Origin of the sequence: Oceanimonas smirnovii ATCC BAA-899, from assembly GCF_000381965.1 — a bacterium.
Taxonomy (GTDB): Bacteria; Pseudomonadota; Gammaproteobacteria; order Enterobacterales; family Aeromonadaceae; genus Oceanimonas; species Oceanimonas smirnovii.
This window is the reverse complement of the sequence record NZ_KB908457.1, coordinates 160194-185430: the sequence shown is the minus strand read 5'-3', so window position 1 is coordinate 185430 and position 25237 is coordinate 160194. Positions and strand designations below refer to the sequence as shown.

The following is a 25237-nucleotide window of genomic DNA, read 5'->3' as shown; positions in this document are numbered from 1 at the left end:
TTTAAAACCTCGGGGTTGCTTCGTGGGTGGTGGTTTCGGAATTTTAGTCTGGTTCGGAACGTCAGTCAGGGTGTTGAATGAGAGCACTCAACGGTGAGCCGGCCATTGGCCGTGTCGTCCTGCTGGCGACCGCCGGCAGCGAACTGACCCTTGGGATAAGGGAGAAAACGAGCCCACCCCGTTTTCATGCCATCGCTGCCTGATTCTGCCTTGTTCACGGATTATTGACGGTTGCTTACAGGGCCTTGATTGCCGTAAGCAAAGGAGACTGGTTGCAGCCTTTGGCAACAAACCCCACTGTGCCTGCCGGCGCATTTTCAAGCGCATTTTCAGCTGCTTTCCGGCTGTCAAAGGTGCCGAAAACACACGCACCTGTGCCCGTCATTCGTGACGGCGCATATTCTAGCAACCAGCTCAGAAGTTTGGCAACCTCGGGGTGTCGCTTTTTAACCAGTGCTTCGCAGTCGTTTTGCCAGGGTGAGTTAAGGCGCTGTTCGAGGCTCATTACCGGACTGTTACGGGGCAGTTCAGGATCGGTAAAAACAGCCGGCGTCGACACTTCCACCCCCGGGTTCAACACCAGATACCAGGGCTCGGGTGGCACCGCATCGGTAAAAATATCGCCCACCCCTTCGGCAAAAGCGGCGCGGCCATGCACAAACACCGGCACATCGGCACCCAGCTGAAGTCCCAGGCTTGCCAGCTCGTCATTACCAAGACCCAGCTGCCATAACCGGTTCAGCCCCACCAGGGTGGTAGCGGCATCGCTGGAGCCGCCGCCCAGTCCACCGCCCATGGGCAGCCGCTTGGTGAGGGTAATATGTGCGCCTTTATGGCTGCCGGTGTGTGCCTGCAGCAGGCGCGCGGCTTTTATGATGAGATTACTCTCGGGTGCGACGCCGGGCAGCTCAGGAGACAAGGTCAGCTCATCGGCGGTTTCAAAGCCGAGCTCATCGCCAAAGTCCACAAACTGAAACAGGGTCTGCAGGTTGTGGTAGCCATCATCACGGCGACCGGTAATGTACAGAAACAGGTTGAGCTTGGCCGGGGCGGGCAGGCATATCATGGGTTCAGCTCCCAGCGGCTGACTGCCAGCTTTAGGGTAGTGGTGTTGTGGCTCAGCTCCAGCCGGCTGGGCAGCCAGAGCCGGTCGATTTGGGTATACCCCAGATAGCGCAGCTGCCAGCCATGAGACTGTACTTGTGCCGGGCGGCCATCGGCATCAAAACTGACGGTGTCGGCATCGCCGGGCATGCCTTTTATCCAGTCGGCCAGCTGTTCCACCGGCAGGTCCCAGCCGGTAAGGGCATACACCAGATCCCGGGCATTGCTGGCGGTGTGGCGCTGGCCTTCGCTGTCGATCAGTTCAATGCGGCCATTGCGCCGGCTGAGATCAAATACCCGTTTGCCCACCACATTGGTGAGATTAAGGCGGTAATCGTCACTGTTATTGCGCCAGAACAGGCTCAGGCTGCCGCGCTCGTCGGGGGTGATGATGCCGAGTCTGGCCGCCAGCTGCCAGTTTTCCAGCTCACTCAGCTGTTGCTTCTGAGCCAGCCAGGAACCTGCCGGTGCCTGCTCTGCCCGGTAAGCACAGCCGGAAACCAGCAACAAGCCAATAAAAATCAATACAGTACGCACGTAAGGCACCCCGCTGAAAAAAGAGAAAGCCAGTATAAGGGCAAGGCCGGTGACTTTTAAAGATTTGGCCTTTCTCGTACAATAGACGGCTAATCGAAAAACGATGTGAGCCGCATAAAATCCTCATGAGCCTGCTGGTACTGGGAATCAATCATAAGACAGCGTCCGTCGCCCTGCGCGAGCGGGTGGCGTTTGGCCCTGATCTTGCCCCCCGGGCACTGCAGGAGCTGATGGCTACTCCAGGTGTGGCAGAAACCGTGATCCTGTCTACCTGCAACCGCACCGAGCTGTATTGCAGCCTGAGTGCGGACGGCGACAGTGACGTGGTGCGCCACTGGCTGCAGCAGTTTCATCATCTTGACGAAGATGAGCTCACTGCCTGCCTGTATCAGCATCAGGGTGAAGAGGCCATTCGCCATTTGATGCGGGTGGCCTGCGGGCTGGATTCTCTGGTGCTGGGCGAGCCGCAGATACTGGGGCAAATAAAGCAGGCCTACAGTCAGTCCCATCAGGCGGGCAGCCTGAAAGGCCTGCTGGAGCGGCTGTTTCAGAAGTCATTTTCTGTCGCTAAACGGGTACGCACTGAAACCGACATCGGTGCCAGTGCCGTGTCGGTGGCCTTTGCCGCCGTCAGTCTGGCCAAGCGTATATTCTCGGATCTGGGCCGCACCAAGGTGCTGCTGGTGGGCGCCGGTGAAACCGTCGAGCTGGTGGCCCGGCACCTGCGTGAGCAGTCGGTCACTCAAATGATGGTGGCCAACCGTACTCTGGAGCGGGCTCAGAACCTGGCGCAGGAATTTGAAGCCGAGGTGATGACGCTTGAGCAGATCCCCGACTTTTTGCCTCAGGCCGACATAGTGATCAGCTCCACCGCCAGCCCCCTGCCCATTATCGGCAAAGGCATGGTGGAGCGGGCGCTCAAGGCCCGCCGGCACAAGCCCATTCTGCTGGTGGACATTGCCGTGCCCCGGGACATTGAGCCCGAGGTGGATGAACTGAACGACGCCTACCTTTATACCGTGGACGATCTGCAGGGCATCATCGAGCAGAACATGGAAGCCCGCAAACGGGCCGCGGCTCAGGCCGAGCGCATTATTCTGGAAGAGCGGGATCAGTTTATGGCCTGGTACCGTTCGCTGCACTCGGTGGATCTGATCCGTCATTACCGTGCTCAGGCCGAGGCGGTGCGCGAGCAGGAGCTGGCCCGGGCATTGCAGGCGCTGGCCCAGGGCGAAGACGCCACCCAGGTGGTGCAGCAGCTGACCCGCCGGCTGACCAACAAGCTTATTCATACTCCCACCCAGGCCCTGAGTCAGGCCGGCAAAGACGGCGATCAGGACATGCTGGCGGTGCTGTCCCGCAGCCTGGGCATCAGCCGGCCCTGACCGGCACAACCGCGAGACGCTGATGAACGAATCCGTACTGAAAAAACTGGAAGGCCTGGAAGAGCGCTACCAGGAAGTGCAGGCGCTGCTGGGCGAGGCCTCGGTAATCAACAACCAGGATCACTATCGCGCCCTGACCCGGGAATATGCTCAGCTGGAAGACGTGGTGGCCTGTTTTCAGCGCTACCGCCGTGCCGAGGAGAATCTGGCCGAGGCGAAAGAAATGCTGGCGGAAGACGACGCCGAGATGAAAGCCATGGCAAAGGAAGAAATCGACAGCGCCGAAGCCGCCATCGAGACCCTGAGCCAGGAGCTGCAGATTTTGCTGCTGCCCAAGGATCCGCGGGACGATAATAACTGCTTTCTGGAAATTCGCGCCGGGGCCGGCGGCGACGAGGCGGCCATTTTTGCCGGCGACTTGTTCCGTATGTACAGCCGCTATGCCGAGATTCAGCGCTGGCGGGTGGAAATTGTCAGCGCCAGCGAGGGCGAGCACGGCGGCTTCAAGGAGATCATTGCCCGCATTGAGGGCACCGGCGTGTACGGCCAGCTCAAGTTCGAGTCTGGCGGTCACCGGGTGCAGCGGGTGCCGGAAACCGAATCTCAGGGCCGCATTCATACCTCTGCCTGCACGGTGGCGGTAATGCCGGAAATTCCCGAGGCCGAGGCCCCGGAGATCAATCCGGCGGATCTCAAGGTAGATACCTTCCGCGCCTCCGGTGCCGGTGGTCAGCACGTTAACAAAACCGACTCTGCCATTCGTATTACTCACCTGCCCACCGGCATGGTGGTGGAATGTCAGGACGAACGCTCCCAGCACAAGAACCGGGCCAAGGCCATGGCGGTGCTGGCCTCGCGTCTGGCTCAGGCCGAGCAGGACAAGCGCCACGCCGAAGAGCAGAGCACCCGCCGCAACCTGCTGGGCAGCGGTGACCGCTCCGATCGCATTCGCACCTACAACTACCCGCAGGGCCGGGTGTCGGACCACCGCATCAACCTGACTCTGTACCGGCTGAGTGAAGTGCTGGAAGGCCAGCTCGATATGCTCACTCAGCCTATTCTGCAGGAGCACCAGGCCGATTTGCTTGCCGCCCTGGCGGGACAATAATGCGCCTGAGCGAACTGCGCGCTCAACTGCGCGAGCAACTGGCCGGCGGCGAATCCCCGGCGCTGGATGCGGACGTGCTGCTGTGCCATGTGCTGAACAAGCCCCGCAGCTTTCTGCTGGCCTGGCCCGAGTTTGAGGTGTCTGCCGGGCAGAAGGCCGAGCTGGCCGAGCTTATTCGCCGTCGCCAGCAGGGCGAGCCGGTGGCTCATCTTACCGGCCAGCGGGAGTTCTGGAGCCTGATGCTGGAGGTGAGCCCGGATACCCTTATTCCCCGGCCTGATACCGAAGTGCTGGTTGAGTCTGCACTTGAGCGCCTGCCCGAAAGGCCGGCACGGGTGGTGGATCTGGGCACCGGCACCGGTGCCATTGCGCTGTCCATCAAATGCGAGCGCCCTGACGATACCGTTATGGCGGTGGAGTTTAACCCGCAAGCCGCCGCTCTGGCCCGGCGCAATGCCGAGCGGCTGGATCTCGATGTGGAAGTGCGCCAGGGCAGCTGGTTTGAACCCCTCGCCGGCCTGACCTTTGACATGATAGTCTCCAATCCGCCTTATATTGATGCCGCCGATCCGCATCTGGCTCAGGGGGATGTGCGCTTTGAGCCGCTGTCGGCCCTGGTGGCCGACGATCAGGGCCTTGCGGATATTCGCCATATTGCCAGCCTGGCACCGGCCCACCTCTGTGCCGGCGGCTGGCTGCTGGTGGAGCACGGCTGGCAGCAAGGTGAGGCGGTGCAGTCCGTTTTTACCGACAATGGTTTTGAACAGGTCACCACGCTGCGCGACTACGGCGGGCAGGACAGAGTGACCCTGGGCCAGTGGCCCGGGAGGAAGCATGCTTGAAAGTAATATCAGTGAGCGCTGGCACAGCGACGAACTGCTGGATCTGATGACGCTGGCGCTGGATGTGGTGGAAAGCCTGGAAGGGCCGGCGGCCCGGGATGAAGCCGAGCGGGAGCTGTTTGCGCTGGAGCGGGCGCTGGCGGAAGAGCTGGAAGACATGATAGCCCCCCTGCATCTGCTGCCCTGTCTCTATGACGGGCTGGGCTTTGCCGGCGACAGCGACACCTTTTTCTCCGTTGATAACTGCCTGATGAACCGGGTACTGGCCCGGCGGGAAGGTATTCCGGTGAGCCTCGGCATCCTGCTTATTCATCTGTGCCGGCGCTTTGGGGTGGATGCCGAAGGCATTAATTTTCCCGGCCATTTTCTTGTTCGTATGTGGTCGGAAGAAGAAGGGGCGGTGATCGATCCTTTCACCGGCCGGCAATTGCCCCGTCATGAAGTAGAGCTGCTGCTGCGGGGGGCCAGGGGCAACCTGGCCCGGCTGACACCGGAGCACCTTAAAGGTACCTCAGACACAGAAGTGCTGGTGCGGCTGCTGAACGTGACCAAGGCCGCCTATATCAATCAACAGCAGTTTGGCAAGGCGCTGGCCTGCAGCGAGCTTCTGCTGCGGCTCAAGCCCGACTGCCCCTTTGAGCGGCGGGACAGGGGCTTTTTGTATGAGCAGCTGGATTGCGGCAAACTGGCCGCCGACGACTTTGAATTCTTTATTGAGCACAGACCGGATGATCCCATTGCCGATGTGCTCAAAGCCCAGATAGCCGGCCTGGATCTCAGCCCCAAAACCCTTCACTAGGAAGCCGATATGAAAACCGTACACATCAATAACATTGCGGTCGCCAACAACAAGCCCATGGTGCTGTTTGGCGGCATCAACGTGCTGGAGTCCCGGGATCTGGCCATGCAGGCCTGCGAACACTATGTAAAGGTGACCGAAAAGCTGGGCATTCCCTATGTGTTCAAGGCCAGCTGGGACAAGGCCAACCGCTCTTCCATTCATTCCTTCCGTGGTCCGGGTCTGGAAGAAGGCATGAAGCTGCTGCAGGAAGTAAAAGACACCTTTAAGGTGCCGGTGATCACCGACTTGCACGAGCCCCATCAGGCGGCCCCGGTGGCCGAGGTGGCAGACGTTATCCAGCTGCCCGCCTTTCTGGCCCGCCAGACCGATCTGGTGCAGGCCATGGCCGACACCGGCCGGGTGATTAACATCAAAAAGCCCCAGTTCCTCAGCCCGGGGCAGATGAAGAACATCACCGACAAGTTTATTGAATGCGGCAACGACCAGCTTATTCTGTGCGAGCGGGGCAGTAACTTTGGTTACGACAACCTGGTGGTGGACATGCTCGGCTTTGGCGTGATGAAAAAGGCTACGAATGACGCCCCTATCATCTTTGACGTGACTCACGCCCTGCAGTGCCGGGATCCTTTGGGTGAAGCGTCCGGCGGTCGTCGTGAACAGGTGCTGGATCTGGCCCGGGCCGGCCTGTCTACCGGTCTGGCCGGTCTCTTCCTGGAGGCTCATCCGGATCCGAGCAAGGCCCGCTGCGACGGCCCCAGCGCCCTGCCTCTCGACAAACTCGAGCCCTTCCTGACCCAGCTCAAGGCGCTGGATGACTTGATCAAAAGTTTTGAGCCCCTGAATATTCGGTAATCACACCTGCTGCGCAGGTGAGCCGTAAGCGAGAAGCTGGAAGCTGGAAGTAATCCGGTTTTTTCTTACAGCTTACGGCCTACAGCTTGCTTAAGTCATTTGCGTTGGCCCGTCGGTGTCTTACGGCGGCTCGTCCGAACTCATTTTCTGCAATATTTTTCCCAGCTCCATGGGCAGGGGAAACACCACGATTTTGCTGTTGTCGCTGCTGATCTCGGTGAGGGTCTGCAGATAGCGCAGCTGAATGGCTTCCGGCTGTTGCCCCAGCATGCGGGCCGCTTCCAGCAGTTGTTTTGAGGCCTCCAGCTCACCGGTGGCGTGGATCACCTTGGCCCGGCGGGAACGCTCCGCCTCGGCCTGACGGGCGATGGCCCGAATCATGGACTCGTCAAGATCCACATGCTTGATCTCCACCGCCGACACCTTGATACCCCAGTTATCGGTGCTTTGATCCAGAATGCGCTGCAGATCCGCATTTAACGTATCCCGGGACGAGAGGATCTCGTCCAGCTCGTGCTGCCCCAGCACAGAGCGCATTGTGGTCTGGGCCAGCTGACTGGTGGCCTCCAGATAATTCTCTACGTTAATGATCGCCTTTTGCGGATCCAGCACACGAAAATACAGCACGGCGTTGACCCGCACGGTCACGTTGTCTTTCGAGATCAGATCCTGAGACGGAATATCCATGGTCACAATACGCAGATCCACCCGCACCATCTGCTGCACCAGAGGGATCAGAATAATAAAGCCGGGTCCTTTTACCTTGTGAAAGCGCCCCAGCAGAAACACCACGCCCCGCTCGTATTCCCGCAGAATGCGGAACATGCTGGCAAACAGCATGATCAGCAGAATAATGATCAGCAGCTGAAAATAAATAAAATCAATGATCATGCTTCGCTCTCCTGTATCGGTTTTACCTCTACTACCAGATCGTGCACCGCCACCACCACCACAGCCCTGTCGGCGGCAATCCGGCTGTGGCTGTGTGCCTGCCAGCGTTCACCCTGCAGCAATACGGTACCGTCGGGATCCAGCGCCGTTATTGTTCTGGCCTGCTCGCCAATCATGGCCGCCGCCCCCGAGACGGGGGCCGCCCGGCGTTGTTTTACGATCAGGCGCACCACCACAAGGATCAAGCTGAGAGAAAAGAGGGTAAAGGCGGCAATAAAGGGCCAGGCCACGCGAAAGGCCTGATCGGGCGTGTCGAACAGCAGCACAGAGCCAATAACAAAGGCCACCAGACCACCGCCGCCGAGAATGCCAAAACTGGGGGACAGGCCTTCCGCCACCATCAGCGCCAGCCCCAGGGCCAGCAGTCCCAGCCCCACCATATTGAAGGGCAGCATCTGCAGCGACAGCATGGCCAGCAGCAGGCAGATGGCACCAATCACGCCCGACACGCCAAAGCCCGGACTGTAAAACTCCAGCAATAGACCATAGACCCCTACCAGCATCAGCAGATAGGCGATATTGGGGTTGCTGATGGTAATAATGAACTGCTGGCGCCAGTCGGGCTGGCGCTGTTCGGCAATCAGCCCGGCGGTGGCCAGGGTGATGGTATCGTTTTTAAGGAAGACTTCCCTGCCGTCGAGCTGCTGCAGCAGTTCGGCAATATCACTGGCCACCAGCTCAATCACCTTCTGCTCCAGTGCCTCGGGGGCGGTGAGGGTGGCGGCGTTGCGCACCGCCTGTTCGGCCCATTCCACATTGCGGCCGCGCAGCTGGGCCAGGCTGCGCAGATAGGCAATGGCATCGTTCAGGGACTTGCGCTCCATGGCGCTGCCGGCAGGCGGGCTGCTGTCATCTTTCTCTTCGTCTTTATCCGCCTCGCCGGCTGGGGCGGGCATCATCTGCACCGGGGTGGCGGCACCCAGGTGAGTGCCCGGGGCCATGGCGGCCACGTGGCTGGCATAAAGAATATAAGTACCGGCAGAAGCTGCTCTGGCACCGCCGGGGGAGACATACACCACCACAGGCACACTGGACTCCAGCATGGCACTGATAATATCGCGGGTGGCGCTGTACAGGCCGCCGGGGGTGTCCATGGTCAGCAGCACCAGCGCCGGGCGCTCACTCTGAGCCTGATTAATCTCGGTCACCAGATAGTCGGAAATGCCGGGGCCGATGGCCCCCTTGATATCCAGCTGCCAGTAACGCTCCTGAGCCGGCACCATAACGCTGACCAGCAGCAGCCACCATGCCCACCAGCCTGTTCGCCACGCCATACTGCCTCCTTTTTGTTCATACTTTGAAGCTTAGCTGGTTGGTTGTTATTTAAACAGTTAAAGCAGGGGCCATGCCTTACCATATTGTCCGCAATACAAAGATCAGGAACAAAACATGAAAATAAGAGCAGCCACCAAGGCCGATCTGGCTGAGGTTTACCAGCTGGAATGCGTCGCCTTTGGTGAACACGGCTATCCGTACTTTTTTCTGCGCCAGGCCTGGGATCTGTGGCCGGGCTCGTTGCTGGTGGCAGAAAGTGAAAGAGAGCTGCAGGGCTATGTGCTGGCGGGCAGGGGAGAGAAAGTAAACGAGGGCTGGATCTTGTCGCTGGCAGTTGCACCGGCGGCACGGGGCCGAGGGCTGGGCCGGCAATTGCTGCAGGCGGCGGTTACCGCACTGGAAGAGCGGGGCTGCGCGCGCATTAAACTGACGGTACTGCCCGACAATCCGGCACTACAGCTTTACCAGAGCCTCGGCTTTGTTGAAGCCGGCCGGGAAAACGACTACTTCGGCCCCGGCGAACCCCGGCTGGTGATGGTGAGAAGTTAAATACACCAACAATTGCCATGCGAAGCAGCTGCGTGGTTGCACTTGCAAGTACTTCCATGTAGCGCTCGGCTTCGGCAATCCCCGCAGTGGCTTCGAGTAACATCGGCGCTGAATTTCATCGTTCAGTCAGCGCCGAGTGTCTCTAGGAGGGCAAAGGGTGTCTGCTTCGCTGTGCCCTCTGCGCCATGGATGGCGCAGCGGAGCCTACAGGGAGGTATTCACGGCGTGCCGGAGAAGCAGTGCGCTTTGGCCGACGGTAGAGCACGGCAAAGCAAACGCTTACGAAGCTTAAGCTCTTGCCGCCTGCTCCAGGCTGCGCCAGTCGCTGAACAGGTGCACAGGATCGCACACCTTGCGCATGGCGTGCAGGGCGGTGGCGTAGCCCAGCTGCAGGCCAAACAGGCGCACGCCCAATGCCTCCTTGCCGTGCTTCACCTGCGCCTGCAACTCTCGGGACACTTCAAATTCGCCGTCGCTTACCAGCAGAATATCCGCCTGCCGCCACTCCTGCTGCTGCAGCCGGGTGAGGGCAGCGTTCAGTGGTGTGCTCACGTCGGTGCCGCCACTGAAGGAGCCGCGCAGCATGTCGAGCAGCTCGGGCAGGGTCAGGGTCTGATTGTCGAGCACCAGTAATTCACCGGCACCGCCAAACAGATACACCAGACAACCTCTCTGCTGCTTTTTGGCCATGCGCAGGGCTTCCAGCACCATGGCCTTGGACACCTGCTCCGCCAGGCCGTGCATGGAGGCGGACGTGTCCAGACACAGAATAATGGGGCCCAGCTGAGTGCCCTTGCCGTCACCTTCGCCCTTGCCCGCCCGGGGCAGGGGCCAGTCGTTGCCCGAGTCGATGGGCATCACCCCGGCCACGGCGTAGCTGAGCAGGCTCTGCTCGGCCCGGCGTGCGTGCCACAGCATATGCAAAGACGGATGCCCCAGCAGGGCCGCTTCCAGTGCCAGCATGCGGGACAGATTATCGGAGCGGGTAATGCCCTGGGTTTCCATGGGAATGCCCGGCAGCCGCCGCTCTCTGGGGCCGTTATCCCGCGGGCTCATCATCTGCTGCAGCTGGCTCAGGGTGGCGCTCTGCTCCGGATCCGGACGCTGCTGGCCCATGAGTTTCAGCAGTTTTTGTAACTCACGAATCTCCGCCACCCAGCGGGCCAGCCGCAGCAGATCAAACCAGGCGCGATCGCGCAGGTTGCCGCTGTCTTTATCGGTGCCGATGGCCGGCGCTATGCCAAACTCCTCGGCCACGTCATCCAGCGCCTGCCACAGAGTGATGCGCTGCTGCCACTGCTCCGCCAGTTTGGCGAGGGCCCGCCGTGTGTGCCGGGCCCGGGCACGGCGCTCGGCCCGCTCGGCGGCAATGCCCAGTTGTTGCGTAAGCAAACCGGCGGTGGCCGGCCAGTCCAGCTCCACCTGCTCCAGCACCAGCAATATGTCCTGTACGATGGCCCGGGCCACGTCCGGGGTTTCCTTGCTGTATTCCAGCGCATTGGCGCGCACCAGCAGCTGACGAATGCGCCGCTCCGTGCTGGTGCTCAGCCAGTTGCCGGGGGCCGGCAGCCGGCCCTTGTCGAGCTCGCTCAGCATATCCAGCACCCGGCTGGCTCTGGGCAGCAGGCTGCCCAGGGGGTGGGTGACCACCAGACTGAACAGGCTCTCGGGCAGCTCGCTTAACGGCGCCAGGCCAGCGCTTTGGGCAGAGGCCATGTCAGCCTTCTACCGGCAGGTCGGCAAAGGCCTCACGCAGGGCCTGCAGCCGCTCATGCTGGCGGCTCAGGCCGGCCTGTTGCTGCTCCAGCTGAGCGCGGGCGCGCTCACCCAGCTCCGGGCTCAGCCACAGATGCTGACGCAAACGCTGGCCCAGCCCCTGTTGCTGAGTCTCCAGCCAGGCCAGATAGTCCGCCAGCTCGTTAATGCGTTCATCCAGCTGGCGCAGGCGCGAGGCCACGTGGCTGGCGGGCCAGGCCTTGGGCTGCAGGGCGCTGGGGCGCACATAATCTTCCAGCAGCGGCTGATATTGATCCAGATTGCCGCCCAGGTTGCGAATTTCCTGCTCGGTAAATACCGAGTCGGGCAGCCGGGGCTGACGATAGAGCAGCTGGCCGCTTTCATTGCGCTTGTGGCGCTGGCCTTTGGCTTCGGTGACCGGCTGACCCTGCTCGTCGAGATAAAGCTGATAGCCCTGCTCGTTGAGGGACGGCAGTACCGGATCGGCGTCCTGATCCAGCCGCTCCTGCCAGCTGTCTACCATATCGCTCACCAGCTGCGGACTGAAGCCCGGGTCGGCGGCAATGTGTTCGTGCAGCCAGTCGGTGAGGCGGCCATGCTGATCCGGCTGCTGCCACAGGCAGTGGGGCAGCAGCCAGGCATCAAGCAGGTCTGCCTGTGACTGACCGTTGCAGCAGGCCGACACCTTGAGCAGCTTGACCACCTTGCGCCAGCGCCGGTCCGACACCGGAATTTCCTGCTCGGCAAGAAAACGGCGCAGGCTGTGCAGCAGGCGGATCAGCGCCGGCGACAGCGGCAGCTGCTCGGCTTGGCTGCGCAGATCAGCCAGTTCGGTGCTGGTCAGCTTCAGCTCGGCCGGCGGAGCCTGATAGTCACTGTTCAGGGTGAGCAGGCCGGTAAAGGCATCGTCGCCCACCGGGGCCACCTGAAAACGCAGCAGAAAACGGTCATAGAGGGCGTTCAGCTCGGCCCCTTCCGGCAGCTCGTTACTGGCGGCAATCACAGACACCAGCGGCACCGGCAGGCGCGCGTTGCCGTTATCGAACTGGCGCTCGTTCAGCAGGGTCAGCAGGCTGTTGAGAATGGCGCTGTTGGCCTTGAAGATTTCATCAATAAAGGCAATGGAGGCCTCGGGCAGGTAGCCTTGCGTCTGGCGCAGGTATCTGTCCTGCTCCAGCGCCTTGATGGACAGCGGGCCAAACAGCTCTTCCGGTACCGAGAAGCGGGTCAGCAGCCGTTCAAAATAGCTGCCGTCGGCCATCAGGGTGTGCAGCCGCCGTGACAGCTCGCTCTTGGCGGTGCCGGGCGGGCCCAGCAGCAGCAGGTGCTCGCCGGAAAGGGCCGCCAGCAGCGCCAGCCGGGCCGGGGTTTCCCGCTCCAGCAGGCCATGCTGCAGGTGTTCGATCAGTGCCGCAATGCGGTGTTTTGCGTCCATGTGCCAGACCTGTAAGTAATTTGTATTAAAAGCTTGGCAACATTGTACTTAAAAAGCCGAGTGTGACCAATGTCACGAAAACAATTCCAGGCAGCGAGCCCCGTTATAAAACACACCCGCCAAGCCCAGCAGCAACAGCAGCCAGGCGGAAAGCCGGCCAATTCGCTCGCCCTGTTTGCTCGCCATCCAGCGGCCGATAACCCAAATGTATAAAGACAGCACCAGCAGATCGAACAGCACCCACAGGCCGGACAGGATCAGCAGGCTGGCACCGGTATTGTGAGTAATGCTGATGAACTGAGGAAAAAACGCCACAAAGAACAACAGATCCTTGGGGTTGGAAAGGCCGGTCCAGAATCCTCTGGCCAAACCGCCGCTGCCGGCCTCAGCCAGGCCGCCCGCCGGGCCGGCCCGCAAATCCTGCCAGGCCGTTACGCCAATATAACCGGAGCCCGCCATTGCCAGCCCGTATAACAGCGGTCCGGGCAGGGTGAGCAGGCCCGCCAGCATCAGGGACGCCAGCATAATCAGCACCAAAGACGCAGCGTTGGTGCCCAGCACAGTGGCAAAGGCCCGGCGCGGGCCATGACGGGCGGCGGTGCCGGTCACCAGGGCCACCACGGGGCCGGGAGTGAGCAACAGCAGAAGCACGGCACTGATATAGGCCAGCAGCAGAGCAAGGTTCATATAAACAACTCGGCATCATCAATAAAATATAACGGCATTGTTGCCATAACAGCCGTGCTTGAAAAGCGGATAAAGCTGCCATTTAATGTGAGTAAAACTCAATATGGAGCCTTCCGTGTCTCTTCCGCCTCTCTATGCCTTACGCGCCTTTGAAGCCGCCGCCCGCCTGGGATCGTTCAGCAAGGCCGCCGCCAGCCTGCATGTGACACCGGGGGCGGTAAGCCGGCATATTCGCACTCTGGAAGCCTGGTTTGGCTGTGAGCTGTTTGTGCGCAAGGGCCCCAGGGTGGACATTACCGCCGCCGGCAAGGTGCTGGCGGGCCAGCTGGGCGAAGGGTTTCAGCTGCTGGAAAAAGCCTGTCACGGCTTTCGCCGGCAGCAGCAGGAGCTGCGGCTGAAGGCACCGTCCACCCTTACCATGCGCTGGCTGCTGCAGGTGCTGAGCGAGTTTCAGCAGCGCCACAAAACGCCGCGGGTGCAAATAAGCAGTGTGTGGATGGATGTGGACGAGGTGGACTTCAGCCGGGAAGCCTTTGACTGCGCCATTTTGCTGGGCAAGGGCCAGTTCGGCCCGGGCACCCAAAGCCTGCCCTTGTTTGAAGAGTGGCTGATCCCCGTGTGTGCGCCGGCACTGCTGCCCCGGGCCCGGCAAAATCTGGCTGAGTGTGAGCTGATCCATCCTTCGCCGGACCGGCGCGACTGGCAGCGCTGGCTGGCCGCCACCGGCCGCAGCGAGCAGGTTGAGCTGTTCACCGGCAAGGTGTTCGACACCCTGGAGCAGGGCAGTCTGGCGGCCATCAGCGGTCATGGCGTGTCGGTAGGAGATCTGTTTCTCAGCCGGGAGGCAATCAACAGCGGCCTGCTGGCGCTGCCTTTTAACACGGCGGTGGCCACCGGCGACGGTTATTATCTGGTCTGGCCCGTCAACACGCGGTGCCGGCAGCAGATTGATCAGTTTTATGAATTTATTGTCAGCCGGCGGCCTGAAAAACTGCCCGGCAATATAGCGCAGGTGCGGCTGAACTAACCCGGGGGCCGCCGCCGGCTTTCCGCTTTGCAGCAGTTATGCCAAAATGCGTTTTTACCGCAAGAATGAGGCCATTACATGTATCAGAGTTTGATCCGCAGTGAGCTGAACGAAGCCGCCGAGGTACTGAATCGCTTTCTGGCCGATGACGCCAATATTGCCGCCATTGAGCAGGCCGCCAAATTGCTGGCCGACAGCTTCAAGGCCGGTGGCAAGGTGCTGTCTTGCGGCAATGGCGGCTCTCATTGCGACGCCATGCACTTTGCCGAAGAGCTGACCGGCCGCTACCGGGAAAACCGCCCGGGTTACCCCGCCATTGCCATTTCCGATCCCAGCCATCTTTCCTGTGTGTCTAACGATTTTGGCTTTGAATTTGTGTTCTCCCGCTATCTGGAAGCGGTAGGCCGCCAGGGCGATGTGCTGCTGGGCTTATCCACCAGCGGCAACTCGGCCAATATTCTCAGGGCCATTGAAGTAGCCAGGGCCAACGGTATCAAAACCATTGCTCTTACCGGCAAAGACGGTGGCAAAATGGCCGGCCTGGCCGACGTGGAAATTCGTGTGCCGCACTTTGGCTATGCCGATCGCATTCAGGAAGTGCACATCAAGATCATTCACATTCTGATCCAGCTGGTTGAAAAGGAAATGGAGAACAAGTAACCGCCATGTGTGAACTGCTAGGGATGAGCGCCAACGTACCTACCGATATCTGCTTCAGCTTTACCGGCCTGATGCAGCGGGGCGGGCGTACCGGCCCCCATAAAGACGGCTGGGGCATTGTATTTTACGAAGGCAAGGGATTGCGCACCTTTAAGGATCCGCAGCCCTCCAGCCAGTCGCGTATTGCGCAGCTGGTGCAGGAATATCCAATCAAAAGCTGCTCCGTGGTCAGCCATATACGCCAGGCCAACCGGGGCGGCATTGCCCTGGAAAACACCCATCCCTTTACCCGTGAACAATGGGGCCGTTACTGGACCTTTGCCCATAATGGCCAGCTGAGTGGCTATAACAAGCTGAAAACCGGCCGCCACAAGCCGGTGGGCGACACCGACAGCGAGCTGGCCTTTTGCTGGATACTGCACGAGCTGGAGCAGAAATATCCGCGCAAGCCCGGCAATATGGCGGCCATGTTCCGCTATGTGGCCACCCTGTGCGATCAGCTGCGTGGTCTGGGTGTGTTCAATATGCTGCTCACCGACGGCGAATACCTGATGACCTACTGCAGCAATAATCTGCACTGGATCACCCGGCGCGCGCCCTTTGGCCCGGCCCGGCTCATCGACGAAGACGTGGAAATCGACTTTCAGAAAGAAACCACCCCCAACGACATTGTGACCGTGATCGCCACTCAACCGCTGACCAATAACGAGCAGTGGCACAAAATGCAGCCAGGTGAATACAACCTGTTCTGGCTGGGCGAGCGGGTGGCCGGTAACGGCGAAAATCCCACGCCTTAAGGCTTATTGGCTAAGCTTTGTGCAGAAAGTTTGCATGAGGCTTGCCATGACAGCTATATCTCCGCTTGAACCCTACCGGCTTTATCGCGCCTGCGATGAAGCTCTGTTCAGTTTTGCTACCACAGACGAACTCAGCGACAGCGGTGCCCTGGTCGGGCAGGAGCAGTTGCTTGAGGCGCTGGCGTTTGGCACCGGCATTCGCCGGCAGGGCTTTAATATTTACATGATGGCACCGGAAAGCTGTAACCGGCATACCCTGATTAACCGCTTTCTTCGTGGCCGGGCCGAAAGTGAAATCGTGCCCGCCGACTGGTGCTATGTGCACGGTTTTGAAGATCCGATAAAGCCCGGGCTGCTGCGTCTGCCGGCGGGAGTGGGGCGGCGCTTTCGTGCCAGTCTGGATCGGCTGGTGGATGAATTGCTGCAGGCCATTCCGGCTATTTTTCAGGCAGAAGAATACCAGAGCCGGGTGGATGAACTGAATCAGCAGCTGGCCGAGCGTCAGACCACGGCCATCAATGAAATCAAGGCACTGGCAGAAGCCGAAAAGGTGGCGCTGCTTAAAACGCCCACCGGATTTAACCTGGTACCCGGTTATAACGATGACGTAATGAGCGCCCGGCAGTTTGAACAGTTACCCGAGGCAGAGCGGATGGCACTGGAACAGGCCATTGAACGGGTAGAGGCTCGCCTGCAGGCGGTATTGCAGCAGTTTCCTCAATGGAAGCGGGAAACCCAGCAGCATATACAGTGGCTGAATGAAGAGATGCTGGTATTTGCCGTTGGCAGCCTGATTGATGAGCTGCGCGCTGAATATGCAGGCTGCGAGCCGGTTATTCAGCATCTGGAAGCCATTCAGCAGGACTTGTCGGGCAATGTGAACCTGCTGCTGACTCATATGCGTGAAGGTGAGCTGCCGGCAGCCCTGTTGACCCGCTACCGGCTGAATTTGCTGGTAGATAATGCGGATACCGACGGCGCCCCGGTTATTTATGAAGACTGGCCCAATCTGGCGCGATTAATGGGCCGGGTGGAGCATCAGGTGGAGCAGGGGGCGCTGTTAACCGACTTCACGCTGATCCGTGCCGGTGCGCTGCACAGAGCTAACGGCGGTTATCTTATTCTGGATGTGCATCGCTTGCTGCAGCAGCCCATGGTGTGGGAGATCTTTAAACGGGCGCTTTATGCCAGGGAGATCCGTATTGAATCACCGGAGCATATCTATGGTCTGGCCAGCACTGTGAGCCTGGAGCCCCAGCCAGTGCCGCTGGATCTTAAAGTGATCCTGATAGGTGACCGGCGGTTTTATTATCTGCTGGCGGCCCATGATCCTGACATTGGCAAGCTGTTCAAGGTGCAGGCGGATTACAACGATGACATAGAAGTGAGTAATGAAAACCTGCAGCGCTATGCCCGTTTTATTGGCTGGCTGGCCCGTCAGCAGGATCTGCGTCCGCTTACCCGTTGCGGCGTGGCCCGTGTCATTGAATATGCCGGCCGGCTGGCCAGTGATCAGCAGCGGCTGTCGGCCCTGACCGAGCATCTGACCGATTTGCTGCAGGAAGCCAACTATCTGAGTGAAAGTCACGGCCAGCCTCATATAAACGGTGAGGCGGTGGAGCGAGCACAAATAGCCGCCCGCATGCGGGCGGCGCGTATTCACCGGCAAATGGAACAGTCGATTCTGCGGGGCAGCAAACTGATCGACACCGAAGGCGCTGTGGTTGGGCAGGTTAACGGCCTGACGGTGCTGGATCTGGGTAATTACCGTTTTGGTCAGCCGGCGCGCATTACCGCCACCGCCAGGCTGGGTACAGGAGCTGTGCTCGATATTGAACGGGAAGTGAAACTAAGCGGTGCCGTGCATGCTAAGGCCATATTGATTTTATCGCGTTTTTTAAGCCAGCGTTATGCCGCCGAAGGGCCCATGCCGGTATCTGCCAGCCTCGCCTTTGAGCAGTCTTACGGCATGATAGAAGGTGACAGCGCGTCCATTGCCGAGTGTTGCGCGCTGATTTCTGCCATGGGTGAGGTGCCCGTTAATCAGGCGCTGGCAGTGACCGGCTCCATTAACCAGTTTGGCCGGGTACAGCCCATTGGCGGCGTCAATGAAAAAATTGAAGGCTTTTTTGAGGTGTGCCGGGCGCGGGGGCTGGCCCGCGGGCAGGGGGTGATTATTCCTGCCGCCAATCTGGATAATCTGATGCTGAGCCAGGAAGTTCGCCAGGCAGTCGCACAAGGGCTGTTTTATATTTATGCCGTCAGCGAGCTGGATGAAGCACTGGCGCTGCTTACCGGCATCAGCGCCGGCAAGCCCGGCAAAAACGGCCAATATCCTGCCAGCTCGGTCAATGGCCGGGTACAGCAGCGGCTGGCACGGCTGGCAAAGGTGCAGAATAAGCTGCAGGCTCAGTCAGATAATAAGGAGCAGATATAAAAAAAGAATGCCAAGGCATTCTTTTTTATTCAGTGTTGTGAGCGGCTCAGTCGCCGGCATGACCCTGCGGCGGCAGGGGGGTACCGTCGAGCCAGGCCCGGCCGTCTTTCATGGCCAGCCGGCCGTCGCAGAACCAGCGCACTGCCAGCGGATAAATGGCGTGCTCCTGCACTTGCACCCGCTCGGCCACGGCGGCGGCGTCGTCTTCGGCAAATACCGGCACCCGGGCCTGTAACACCACGGGGCCGCCGTCCAGCTCTTCGGTAACAAAGTGCACGCTGCAGCCATGCTCGGCGTCGCCGGCATCAATGGCCCGCTGATGCGTGTTCAGCCCCTGATATTTGGGCAGCAGAGACGGATGGATATTGAGCATGCGCCCGGCATAGTGGCGCACAAAGCCGGGAGTGAGAATGCGCATAAAGCCGGCCAGCACCAGCAAGTCGGGCTGGTGGCTGTCTATCAGTGCCATCAAATCGGCATCAAAGCGTTCCCGCTCGGCATAGTCCTTGCCCGGCAGCACCGCCGTGGCCACGCCGGCGGCGCGGGCCCGCTCCAGGCCATAGGCGTCGGCCTTGTTGCTGATCACCGCCACCACGCTGCCATTCAGGCGGCGGTTAGCCGCCTGATCAAGCAAGCTTTGCAGGTTGCTGCCGTTGCCGGAGATCAGCACCACTATGCGGTTCATTTAATCTCGACCTGCTCTTCGCCCTCGGCGGCCTGTTCAATGTGGCCGATCACCCAGGCGGTTTCGCCGGCGTTCTGCATAAACTTCACGGCGGCGTCGGCCTGCTCGGCAGGCAGGGCAATCACCATGCCCACTCCACAGTTGAAGGTGCGATACATTTCATGGGTTTCCACATTGCCGGCCTGCTGCAGCCAGGTGAACACTTCCGGCCATTGCCAGCTGGCGCCGTCTATCACCGCCTTGGCACCTTCGGGCAGCACGCGGGGAATGTTTTCCCAGAAGCCGCCGCCGGTAATGTGGCTGAGGGCATGAATGTCGAACTGCTTGATAAGCTCCAGCGCCGGCTTTACATAGATGCGGGTAGGGGCCATCAGGGCATCGGCCAGGGTGGCGTTGCCCAGGGGCTGGTTGAGATCGGCCTGGCTTACTTCCAGAATTTTGCGGATCAGGGAATAGCCGTTGGAGTGCGGGCCGCTTGAGCCCAGGGCGATCAGGGCGTTGCCGGCGGCCACCTTGGTGCCGTCGATAATGCCGCTTTTTTCTACCACACCCACACAAAAGCCTGCCAGATCATAGTCGCCGGCTTCATACATGCCGGGCATTTCCGCGGTTTCACCACCAATCAGGGCACAGCCGCTCAGCTCACAGCCTTCGCCAATGCCGGTCACCACGTCGGCGGCGGTGTCTACATCCAGCTTGCCGGTGGCGTAATAGTCGAGGAAGAACAGCGGCTCGGCACCCTGCACAATCAGATCGTTCACGCACATGGCCACCAGATCGATGCCCACGCCCTGATGGCGCTTGAGATCAATGGCCAGGCGCAGCTTGGTGCCCACACCGTCGGTGCCGGCTACCAGCACCGGCTCTTTATAACCGGTGGGCAGCTGGCACAGGGCACCAAAGCCCCCGAGGCCGCCCATGACTTCCGGGCGCTGAGTGCGGCGGCTGACGCCTTTAATGCGTTCAACCAGGGCGTTGCCCGCGTCAATATCGACACCGGCGTCTTTATAGCTCAGGGGTTTGTTCTGCGTCACGTGTTGTTACCTTGTCATTGGTGTTTGGCCTGCGCGGTGCTCTTCGGCACCCTTGCCGGCCCGAGGGTATGTGTTTCGCCGGCTATTCTAATTTAATGCGGGTGTCAGTGCCACTGGCAGCGCCAACAGATGGTGTAAGCAGCCGGCTCTGGGTTTGCTAAAATAAGTGCTGAAAGTCTGCCGTGGCTCACTATTTTATGCTAAAGTTCCGCGGTTTTTTGATTCGTTATTCAGTGCGTCGGGAGAGTTGTCAATGAAAGTCGTTGAGGTTAAGCACCCTTTGGTGAAACACAAGCTGGGTCTGATGCGGGAAGCCGATATCAGCACCAAACGCTTTCGTGAACTGGCCAAGGAGGTTGGCAGCCTGCTGACCTATGAAGCCACTGCCGATTTTGAAACCGAAAAAACCACCATAGACGGCTGGACCGGCCCCACCGAGGTCGACAAGCTGAAAGGCAAAAAGGTCACGGTCGTGCCCATTCTGCGTGCCGGCCTGGGCATGATGGACGGCGTGCTCGAGCATATGCCCAGCGCCCGGGTGAGTGTGGTGGGGGTTTACCGGGATGAAGAAACCCTGCAGCCGGTGTCTTATTTCAGTAAGCTGGTCAGCCACATTGACGAACGCATGGCCCTGATAGTGGACCCCATGCTGGCCACCGGCGGCTCCATGATCGCCACCATAGACCTGCTCAAGCAAAACGGCTGCACTCACTTCAAGGTGATTGTACTGGTGGCGGCACCGGAAGGGGTGCAGGCGCTGGCCGAAGCTCACCCGGATGTGGAGCTGTATTGTGCTTCCGTGGATGAGCGGCTGGATGAGCACGGCTATATCATTCCCGGCCTTGGCGATGCCGGCGACAAGATTTTTGGTACCAAGTAAGCACGTAAAACCGGCAATGGCCGGTTTTTTTCTGTTATTTTTTGAGGTTAGCAGTTAATGAATTCCGCTGAACGCACCGAGCAGCTGGCATCCGGCCAGCCGGTGGTGAACACGCCCCTGCGCCAGGCCCTGGCCGGCTCCCAGATGTTGTTTGTGGCCTTTGGTGCCCTGGTGCTGATGCCGCTGATTACCGGCCTGGATCCAAACGTGGCGCTGTTTACCGCCGGTATCGGTACTCTGGTATTTCAGGTGTGCACCAGGCGCCAGATCCCGATTTTTCTGGCGTCTTCCTTTGCCTTTATTGCGCCCATTCTTTACGGCGTGCAAACCTGGGGCATTCCCGCCACCATGAGCGGCCTGATGGCGGCGGGCATTATGTATGTGCTGCTGAGCCAGCTGGTGCGCTGGCGCGGTACCGCCCTGTTAACCCGTTTGCTGCCGCCTGTGGTGGTGGGTCCGGTGATTATGGTGATTGGTCTGGGGCTGGCCCCCATGGCGGTCAACATGGCCATTGGCAAAAGCGGCGACGGCAGCGCCGTGCTGGTGGAGCACAACACGGCGCTGTGGCTGTCTTTGGCGTCTCTGATCACCACTTTGCTGGTGTCTACCCTGGCCAAAGGCGTATTCCGGCTGGTGCCCATTACCGCTGGCATTGCCGTGGGTTATGGCATGGCGCTGTTTATGGGCGTGGTCGACTTTTCTCCGGTGCGGGACGCGGCCTGGTTCTCAATGCCCAATTTTGTGGCACCGGAGTGGAACTGGCAGGCGGTACTGTTCATGATTCCGGTGGCCATCGCTCCCGCCATTGAACACATTGGCGATGTGCTGGCCATTGGCTCCGTGACCGGCAAGGACTATCTGAAAAAGCCCGGTCTGCACCGCACCCTGCTGGGCGACGGCCTGGCCACGGGCGCGGCTTCTCTGTTTGGCGGGCCGCCCAACACTACTTATTCCGAAGTGACCGGTGCAGTTATGCTGACCAAAAACTTCAACCCGGTGATCATGACCTGGGCCGCCGGCTTTGCCATTGCGCTGGCCTTTGTGGGCAAGTTCGGTGCCCTGATGCTGAGCATTCCGGTGCCGGTGATGGGCGGCATCATGATATTGCTGTTCGGCTCCATTGCCACCGTGGGCCTTAACAGTCTGATCAAGCATCAGGTGGATCTGTCGCAGGCACGCAATCTGTGCATAGTGGCGGTGATCCTGGTATTTGGTATTGGCGGCATGGCCTTTGGCATTGGTGAGTTCAGCCTGCAGGGCATCAGTTTGTGCGGCATTGTCGGCATTCTGCTGAACCTGGTGCTGCCCAAAGAGCGGCCCCATTGATTCTGGCATGCGCTTCGGTCAGTGGTTATCATAAGCGTCCTGTTTACGACAATGGCCCGGTTATGCTGAAACAACTGCTGCTGTCATTGATGCTGTTGTGTGTCTCCGCCACCGCAGCCGCATCGGTATTTGATGTGCAACTCGACGCCGCTCCTTACAGCCGAGAAAAGGCCCGGGAGCAGGCGGTTAACATTCTGCTGTCCCGCCTTGGAGGCAGTGCTGCCGCCGGCTCCTGGGTGGCGCAGGAAATTCTGAATGACTGGTCCCGCTATACCCTGAGCACATCAACCGCGGGGGGCTATACAGTGCAGTTTGCCGAAGCCGAGCTGAGCCCCCTGTTTCACAGTGCCGGCCTGAGCCTGTGGCGGGGCAAACGCCCGGCGATTCTGGTATGGCAGGTGAATGACGGCCAGGCCAAAGACATGCCCGACACCAGCTGGCGCAAGGCATCACGTTATTATGCCATTCCGCTGCTCTGGCCTCTTTGGGATCTGCAGGAGCATATGCAGATTGATAAAACCAGCCTTCAGAACCTTGCTGAAGCCAGCCAGCGCTATGGCGCTGAAGTGTGGCTGGCGGTGCAGCAACAGGAGCATCGTCTGAACTGGCGGCTTTATCACAAAGACGCTGAGCAGCCTCTGACTCAGGGAGCGGCGGCGTCGGCAGAGCAAGTGCTTGCCGACGTGAATAACTACTGGGTAGCCCGGCAGGCTGCCATGGCCGAGACCCGACCAGATAACAGCGCGCCGGCGCAGGCACTGCAGGCTGGTGCCGATGCCCCCGGTGAACTCACCATAGTGGTAACCGGCCTGACACAGTTTGCCGATATGGTCCGTCTGGAGCAGCGACTGAGCGACCTTGATGGTGTGGCCGGTGTCTCTGTGCTGGACAGCGCCGGTGATCAGGCCCGTTTTCGGCTTGAGCTTGAGTCTGCTGCTGTCCGCCCGGCGCTGAGCCGGGCCGGACTGAGTGCCCTGGGTGAGCGCCGCTACCGGCTGGAGCGCACCGAGTGAACCGCGACGGCGACGAGGAACAGCAGCCAGCCCAGCTGGCGCTGGCGGTGCAGCTGCCCGATGATGAAACCTTTGCCAGTTTTTATCCGGGTGACAATGCCCAGCTGATCACCGCCCTTAAAAATGCCGCCGTGGGTCAGGGGGATGAAGTTATTTATCTCTGGGGGCAGCCCGGCTCGGGCCGCTCTCACTTGCTGCATGCGGCCTGCGCCGAGGTAAATGCCGCCGGCGAGGCGGCCACCTGCCTGCCTTTACAGTCTTACCAGCGTATGACGCCCAGCCTGCTGGAGGGCATGGAGCTGCTGCCCCTGGTGTGCCTGGATAATCTGGATGCCATTGCCGGCGTGGAAGAATGGGAGCGGGCGGTATTTAACTTCTTTAACCGCCGGCGGGAGCGGGCCGGTGGCAGCCTGGTGATCAGCGCCCCGGCACCGTCCCGCAATCTGGGGCTGAGCCTGCCGGATTTGGCCTCACGGCTGGACTGGGGCGTGGCCTATCAATTGAAAACCCTGGATGACGAAGGCAAGCTCAGTGCCCTGCAGTTGCGCGCCGAGCTGCGTGGCTTCAAGCTGCCCACCGATGTGGGCCGGCTGCTGCTGAGCCGGTTGTCCCGGGACATGAGCACGCTGCTTGCCGCTCTTGATCTGCTCGACAATGCCTCGTTTCAGGCCAGGCGCAAGCTAAGCCTGCCCTTCACCCGGGAAATACTGGGGCTTTAACGGCCCTTCGGGCCAGCTGTAAGCCATAAGCGGTCAGCTGTAAGTTAAACCTGAATATGCGGGCTGGGCATGTTTTTGTGGCTGCCACTTTAGTCGGCAGGGCCTGCGAAGCAGGTCCCGCCAGCTGAAGCGGCGGCTACAATTCCCTAATCCCCAGTCCCTGGCCGTTAATCCTTCTTTTTGCGAATGCTCAGGCCCAGCTCGCGGCCGCGTAGTTTGGCGTAATAGGTGCTGCCCACAAACATGGTGGTGGCCAGCAGCAGCTCCACCAGTGCCAGCCAGCGTTCGCCTTCATCCACCCACAGCAACGTCAGTGAATGCAGAAAGTAGGGCATGATTAAAAACACTGCCCAGGCGTGAGTGTAGGGATTACCCTTGAGCATGCCCGGCATGGGAATAAACAGCCAGGGCAGCCACATGACCAGCATAAAGACAGATCCCAGCTCAGGATGAGGAGACAGCACACCGTGCCACAAGGCCACCCAGACAATCAGCCCGAGATAACCGGTGAGCGCCAGTTTGCGCGCAAATGAAGTGGTCATGGCAGTATGCTCAGCACCTGCTCCGGCGGGCGGCCCAGCGCTGCCTTGCCATTGCATACCACTATGGGGCGCTCAATCAGTTTGGGGTTGGCCACCATGGCATTGATAAGGGCGGCTTCGTCGGTCACGTCAGCCAGTGCCAGGGTTTTGTATATTTCTTCCTTGGTGCGCATCAGTTCCCGGGCCGAGCTCATGCCCAGCTGGTTCAGCAGTTGTGTTATTTGTTCTGCATCAGGGGGCGTGTCGAGGTATTTGATAATCTCGGGCTCCAGACCTTTTTCCTGCAGCAGGGCCAGGGTTTCCCGGCTTTTAGAGCAGCGGGGATTATGATAGATAAACAGATTCATTTTTCACTCCTGTGGCGTGGCTGCGGGCATTGTATAGAAGGGACCTCGGAATGGGCAAACTTCGCCTTCTGTTTTTAACGGCGCTGCTGGCGCTGGCCGGTTGCGGCGAGCCGGCCAGCCTCACACTGGCCGACGGCCGGCAGCAGACCTTGAATGATTTTAAGGGAAACTGGCTGGTGGTGAACTATTTTGCCGAGTGGTGCCAACCCTGTTTGCGGGAGCTGCCATTACTCAATGAGCTGAACGACAGGCAGGGCCCCAAGGTGCTGGCGGTGAGTTTTGATGCACTGGCCCCGGAGGCGCTGCAGGCCCTGGGCGAACGCCACCAAATGACCATGCCGGTGGCGGCCAGTCTCAGTGGCCCCTGGCCCTTTGAGTCGCCCCGGGTGCTGCCCACCACTTTTGTAATCGATCCCGACGGCCAGCTGGCGGAACGCCATCAGGGGGAGCTGAAGGCGGAAGATATTGTCCGCTGGCGGGAAAAGTACTGGGAATAGGGAATGGGG

Annotated in this window: 27 protein-coding genes; 15 read left to right on the top strand and 12 right to left on the bottom strand. The window is 60.0% G+C overall.

Features of this window, described 5'->3' with window-relative positions; genetic code table 11:
* Positions 1-65: 65 nt before the first annotated feature.
* From G364_RS17480 to lolB, 3 genes are read right to left on the bottom strand one after another with little or no spacing between them, the layout of a single operon-like run.
* Entirely contained in the window at positions 66-188 is a 123-nt protein-coding gene (locus G364_RS17480) for a hypothetical protein (protein ID WP_281162849.1), read from the bottom strand.
* Between the two features lie 47 nt (positions 189-235).
* A complete protein-coding gene (gene ispE, locus G364_RS0106505) occupies positions 236-1066 on the bottom strand; it encodes a 4-(cytidine 5'-diphospho)-2-C-methyl-D-erythritol kinase (protein WP_019934345.1) in 831 nt (276 codons plus the stop codon).
* The gene (gene lolB / locus G364_RS0106500) at positions 1063-1641 is read right to left on the bottom strand and encodes a lipoprotein insertase outer membrane protein LolB (RefSeq protein WP_040614523.1); all 579 of its coding nucleotides are present in this window, start codon (positions 1639-1641) and stop codon (positions 1063-1065) included. Before lolB ends, ispE begins: the two co-directional genes overlap by 4 nt.
* A gap of 125 nt (positions 1642-1766) precedes the next feature.
* Between lolB and hemA the strand changes: the two genes are divergently transcribed.
* The 5 genes from hemA to kdsA are packed head-to-tail and all read left to right on the top strand — an operon-like array spanning position 1767 to position 6630.
* The gene (hemA, locus tag G364_RS0106495; protein ID WP_019934343.1) at positions 1767-3026 is read left to right on the top strand and encodes a glutamyl-tRNA reductase; all 1260 of its coding nucleotides are present in this window, start codon (positions 1767-1769) and stop codon (positions 3024-3026) included.
* Between the two features lie 22 nt (positions 3027-3048).
* Positions 3049-4134 (top strand): peptide chain release factor 1, encoded by a 1086-nt coding sequence (gene prfA / locus G364_RS0106490; protein ID WP_019934342.1) that lies wholly within the window; start codon positions 3049-3051, stop codon positions 4132-4134.
* The gene (prmC, locus tag G364_RS0106485) at positions 4134-4976 is read left to right on the top strand and encodes a peptide chain release factor N(5)-glutamine methyltransferase (RefSeq protein WP_019934341.1); all 843 of its coding nucleotides are present in this window, start codon (positions 4134-4136) and stop codon (positions 4974-4976) included. The genes prfA and prmC overlap by 1 nt, the downstream gene beginning before the upstream one ends.
* Positions 4969-5775 (top strand): SirB1 family protein, encoded by an 807-nt coding sequence (locus G364_RS0106480; RefSeq protein ID WP_019934340.1) that lies wholly within the window; start codon positions 4969-4971, stop codon positions 5773-5775. Before prmC ends, G364_RS0106480 begins: the two co-directional genes overlap by 8 nt.
* Positions 5776-5784: 9 nt before the next feature.
* On the top strand, positions 5785-6630 hold the full coding sequence (kdsA, locus tag G364_RS0106475; protein ID WP_019934339.1) for a 3-deoxy-8-phosphooctulonate synthase: 846 nt from the start codon (positions 5785-5787) through the stop codon (positions 6628-6630).
* Between the two features lie 120 nt (positions 6631-6750).
* Here the strand turns inward: kdsA and G364_RS0106470 are convergent, their stop codons facing one another.
* Complete coding sequence (locus G364_RS0106470) at positions 6751-7521, bottom strand: slipin family protein (protein WP_019934338.1); 771 nt, start codon at positions 7519-7521, stop codon at positions 6751-6753.
* A complete protein-coding gene (locus G364_RS0106465; RefSeq protein WP_019934337.1) occupies positions 7518-8855 on the bottom strand; it encodes an NfeD family protein in 1338 nt (445 codons plus the stop codon). The genes G364_RS0106470 and G364_RS0106465 overlap by 4 nt, the downstream gene beginning before the upstream one ends.
* A 115-nt stretch (positions 8856-8970) precedes the next feature.
* On the opposite strand from G364_RS0106465, the gene G364_RS0106460 reads away from it, so the two are divergent.
* Entirely contained in the window at positions 8971-9405 is a 435-nt protein-coding gene (locus tag G364_RS0106460) for a GNAT family N-acetyltransferase (RefSeq protein ID WP_019934336.1), read from the top strand.
* 288 nt (positions 9406-9693) lie between these two features.
* Here G364_RS0106460 and G364_RS0106455 read toward each other — a convergent pair whose 3' ends face one another.
* The 3 genes from G364_RS0106455 to G364_RS0106445 all read right to left on the bottom strand — a co-directional run bounded on the left by G364_RS0106455 (position 9694) and on the right by G364_RS0106445 (position 13264).
* Positions 9694-11121, bottom strand: a complete 1428-nt coding sequence (locus G364_RS0106455) for a VWA domain-containing protein (protein WP_019934335.1) — start codon at positions 11119-11121, stop codon at positions 9694-9696.
* 1 nt (position 11122) lies between these two features.
* Positions 11123-12577 (bottom strand): AAA family ATPase, encoded by a 1455-nt coding sequence (locus G364_RS0106450; RefSeq protein WP_019934334.1) that lies wholly within the window; start codon positions 12575-12577, stop codon positions 11123-11125.
* A gap of 72 nt (positions 12578-12649) precedes the next feature.
* Positions 12650-13264: a LysE family translocator gene (locus tag G364_RS0106445; RefSeq protein ID WP_019934333.1), complete on the bottom strand. Its 615-nt coding sequence runs from the start codon at positions 13262-13264 to the stop codon at positions 12650-12652.
* Positions 13265-13379: 115 nt separating this feature from the next.
* On the opposite strand from G364_RS0106445, the gene G364_RS0106435 reads away from it, so the two are divergent.
* The 4 genes from G364_RS0106435 to G364_RS0106420 all read left to right on the top strand — a co-directional run bounded on the left by G364_RS0106435 (position 13380) and on the right by G364_RS0106420 (position 18185).
* The gene (locus G364_RS0106435) at positions 13380-14291 is read left to right on the top strand and encodes a LysR substrate-binding domain-containing protein (protein WP_019934332.1); all 912 of its coding nucleotides are present in this window, start codon (positions 13380-13382) and stop codon (positions 14289-14291) included.
* Between the two features lie 78 nt (positions 14292-14369).
* On the top strand, positions 14370-14951 hold the full coding sequence (lpcA, locus tag G364_RS0106430) for a D-sedoheptulose 7-phosphate isomerase (protein ID WP_019934331.1): 582 nt from the start codon (positions 14370-14372) through the stop codon (positions 14949-14951).
* A 5-nt stretch (positions 14952-14956) separates the two neighbouring features.
* Complete coding sequence (locus G364_RS0106425; RefSeq protein WP_026344739.1) at positions 14957-15748, top strand: class II glutamine amidotransferase; 792 nt, start codon at positions 14957-14959, stop codon at positions 15746-15748.
* A gap of 46 nt (positions 15749-15794) precedes the next feature.
* Positions 15795-18185, top strand: coding sequence for a Lon protease family protein (locus G364_RS0106420; RefSeq protein ID WP_019934329.1), 2391 nt, complete (start codon positions 15795-15797; stop codon positions 18183-18185).
* A 46-nt stretch (positions 18186-18231) separates the two neighbouring features.
* Here G364_RS0106420 and purN read toward each other — a convergent pair whose 3' ends face one another.
* The gene (gene purN / locus G364_RS0106415) at positions 18232-18870 is read right to left on the bottom strand and encodes a phosphoribosylglycinamide formyltransferase (RefSeq protein WP_019934328.1); all 639 of its coding nucleotides are present in this window, start codon (positions 18868-18870) and stop codon (positions 18232-18234) included.
* The gene (purM, locus tag G364_RS0106410; protein ID WP_019934327.1) at positions 18867-19904 is read right to left on the bottom strand and encodes a phosphoribosylformylglycinamidine cyclo-ligase; all 1038 of its coding nucleotides are present in this window, start codon (positions 19902-19904) and stop codon (positions 18867-18869) included. Before purM ends, purN begins: the two co-directional genes overlap by 4 nt.
* A 253-nt stretch (positions 19905-20157) precedes the next feature.
* On the opposite strand from purM, the gene upp reads away from it, so the two are divergent.
* The 4 genes from upp (at position 20158) to hda (ending at position 23842) form a co-directional block, all read left to right on the top strand.
* A complete protein-coding gene (gene upp / locus G364_RS0106405) occupies positions 20158-20784 on the top strand; it encodes a uracil phosphoribosyltransferase (RefSeq protein ID WP_019934326.1) in 627 nt (208 codons plus the stop codon).
* Positions 20785-20841: 57 nt separating this feature from the next.
* Complete coding sequence (locus G364_RS0106400) at positions 20842-22110, top strand: uracil-xanthine permease family protein (protein WP_019934325.1); 1269 nt, start codon at positions 20842-20844, stop codon at positions 22108-22110.
* 62 nt (positions 22111-22172) lie between these two features.
* Positions 22173-23123, top strand: coding sequence for a DUF2066 domain-containing protein (locus tag G364_RS0106395; protein ID WP_156816459.1), 951 nt, complete (start codon positions 22173-22175; stop codon positions 23121-23123).
* Positions 23120-23842: a DnaA inactivator Hda gene (gene hda, locus G364_RS0106390; RefSeq protein WP_019934324.1), complete on the top strand. Its 723-nt coding sequence runs from the start codon at positions 23120-23122 to the stop codon at positions 23840-23842. Before G364_RS0106395 ends, hda begins: the two co-directional genes overlap by 4 nt.
* 167 nt (positions 23843-24009) lie before the next feature.
* Here hda and G364_RS0106385 read toward each other — a convergent pair whose 3' ends face one another.
* Positions 24010-24384, bottom strand: a complete 375-nt coding sequence (locus tag G364_RS0106385) for a DUF2069 domain-containing protein (RefSeq protein ID WP_019934323.1) — start codon at positions 24382-24384, stop codon at positions 24010-24012.
* The gene (gene arsC / locus G364_RS0106380; RefSeq protein WP_019934322.1) at positions 24381-24731 is read right to left on the bottom strand and encodes an arsenate reductase (glutaredoxin); all 351 of its coding nucleotides are present in this window, start codon (positions 24729-24731) and stop codon (positions 24381-24383) included. The genes G364_RS0106385 and arsC overlap by 4 nt, the downstream gene beginning before the upstream one ends.
* 50 nt (positions 24732-24781) lie before the next feature.
* On the opposite strand from arsC, the gene G364_RS0106375 reads away from it, so the two are divergent.
* Positions 24782-25228: a TlpA family protein disulfide reductase gene (locus G364_RS0106375; protein WP_019934321.1), complete on the top strand. Its 447-nt coding sequence runs from the start codon at positions 24782-24784 to the stop codon at positions 25226-25228.
* Positions 25229-25237 lie beyond the last annotated feature (9 nt).

Excerpts from the sequence above, each read along its gene's own strand:
- G364_RS0106470 (WP_019934338.1), bottom strand. The coding sequence starts at position 7,521 with ATGATCATTGATTTTATTTATTTTCAGCTGCTGATCATTATTCTGCTG.
- G364_RS0106385 (WP_019934323.1), bottom strand. The coding sequence starts at position 24,384 with ATGACCACTTCATTTGCGCGCAAACTGGCGCTCACCGGTTATCTCGGG.
- arsC (WP_019934322.1), bottom strand. The coding sequence starts at position 24,731 with ATGAATCTGTTTATCTATCATAATCCCCGCTGCTCTAAAAGCCGGGAA.
- G364_RS0106455 (WP_019934335.1), bottom strand. The coding sequence starts at position 11,121 with ATGGCCTCTGCCCAAAGCGCTGGCCTGGCGCCGTTAAGCGAGCTGCCC.
- prmC (WP_019934341.1), top strand. The coding sequence starts at position 4,134 with ATGCGCCTGAGCGAACTGCGCGCTCAACTGCGCGAGCAACTGGCCGGC.
- G364_RS0106400 (WP_019934325.1), top strand. The coding sequence starts at position 20,842 with ATGAATTCCGCTGAACGCACCGAGCAGCTGGCATCCGGCCAGCCGGTG.
- G364_RS0106395 (WP_156816459.1), top strand. The coding sequence starts at position 22,173 with ATGCTGAAACAACTGCTGCTGTCATTGATGCTGTTGTGTGTCTCCGCC.
- G364_RS0106445 (WP_019934333.1), bottom strand. The coding sequence starts at position 13,264 with ATGAACCTTGCTCTGCTGCTGGCCTATATCAGTGCCGTGCTTCTGCTG.
- G364_RS0106375 (WP_019934321.1), top strand. The coding sequence starts at position 24,782 with ATGGGCAAACTTCGCCTTCTGTTTTTAACGGCGCTGCTGGCGCTGGCC.
- hemA (WP_019934343.1), top strand. The coding sequence starts at position 1,767 with ATGAGCCTGCTGGTACTGGGAATCAATCATAAGACAGCGTCCGTCGCC.
- G364_RS0106425 (WP_026344739.1), top strand. The coding sequence starts at position 14,957 with ATGTGTGAACTGCTAGGGATGAGCGCCAACGTACCTACCGATATCTGC.
- G364_RS0106460 (WP_019934336.1), top strand. The coding sequence starts at position 8,971 with ATGAAAATAAGAGCAGCCACCAAGGCCGATCTGGCTGAGGTTTACCAG.
- G364_RS0106480 (WP_019934340.1), top strand. The coding sequence starts at position 4,969 with ATGCTTGAAAGTAATATCAGTGAGCGCTGGCACAGCGACGAACTGCTG.
- G364_RS17480 (WP_281162849.1), bottom strand. The coding sequence starts at position 188 with ATGAAAACGGGGTGGGCTCGTTTTCTCCCTTATCCCAAGGGTCAGTTC.
- G364_RS0106450 (WP_019934334.1), bottom strand. The coding sequence starts at position 12,577 with ATGGACGCAAAACACCGCATTGCGGCACTGATCGAACACCTGCAGCAT.
- purN (WP_019934328.1), bottom strand. The coding sequence starts at position 18,870 with ATGAACCGCATAGTGGTGCTGATCTCCGGCAACGGCAGCAACCTGCAA.
- upp (WP_019934326.1), top strand. The coding sequence starts at position 20,158 with ATGAAAGTCGTTGAGGTTAAGCACCCTTTGGTGAAACACAAGCTGGGT.
- kdsA (WP_019934339.1), top strand. The coding sequence starts at position 5,785 with ATGAAAACCGTACACATCAATAACATTGCGGTCGCCAACAACAAGCCC.
- prfA (WP_019934342.1), top strand. The coding sequence starts at position 3,049 with ATGAACGAATCCGTACTGAAAAAACTGGAAGGCCTGGAAGAGCGCTAC.
- G364_RS0106465 (WP_019934337.1), bottom strand. The coding sequence starts at position 8,855 with ATGGCGTGGCGAACAGGCTGGTGGGCATGGTGGCTGCTGCTGGTCAGC.
- ispE (WP_019934345.1), bottom strand. The coding sequence starts at position 1,066 with ATGATATGCCTGCCCGCCCCGGCCAAGCTCAACCTGTTTCTGTACATT.
- G364_RS0106420 (WP_019934329.1), top strand. The coding sequence starts at position 15,795 with ATGACAGCTATATCTCCGCTTGAACCCTACCGGCTTTATCGCGCCTGC.
- lpcA (WP_019934331.1), top strand. The coding sequence starts at position 14,370 with ATGTATCAGAGTTTGATCCGCAGTGAGCTGAACGAAGCCGCCGAGGTA.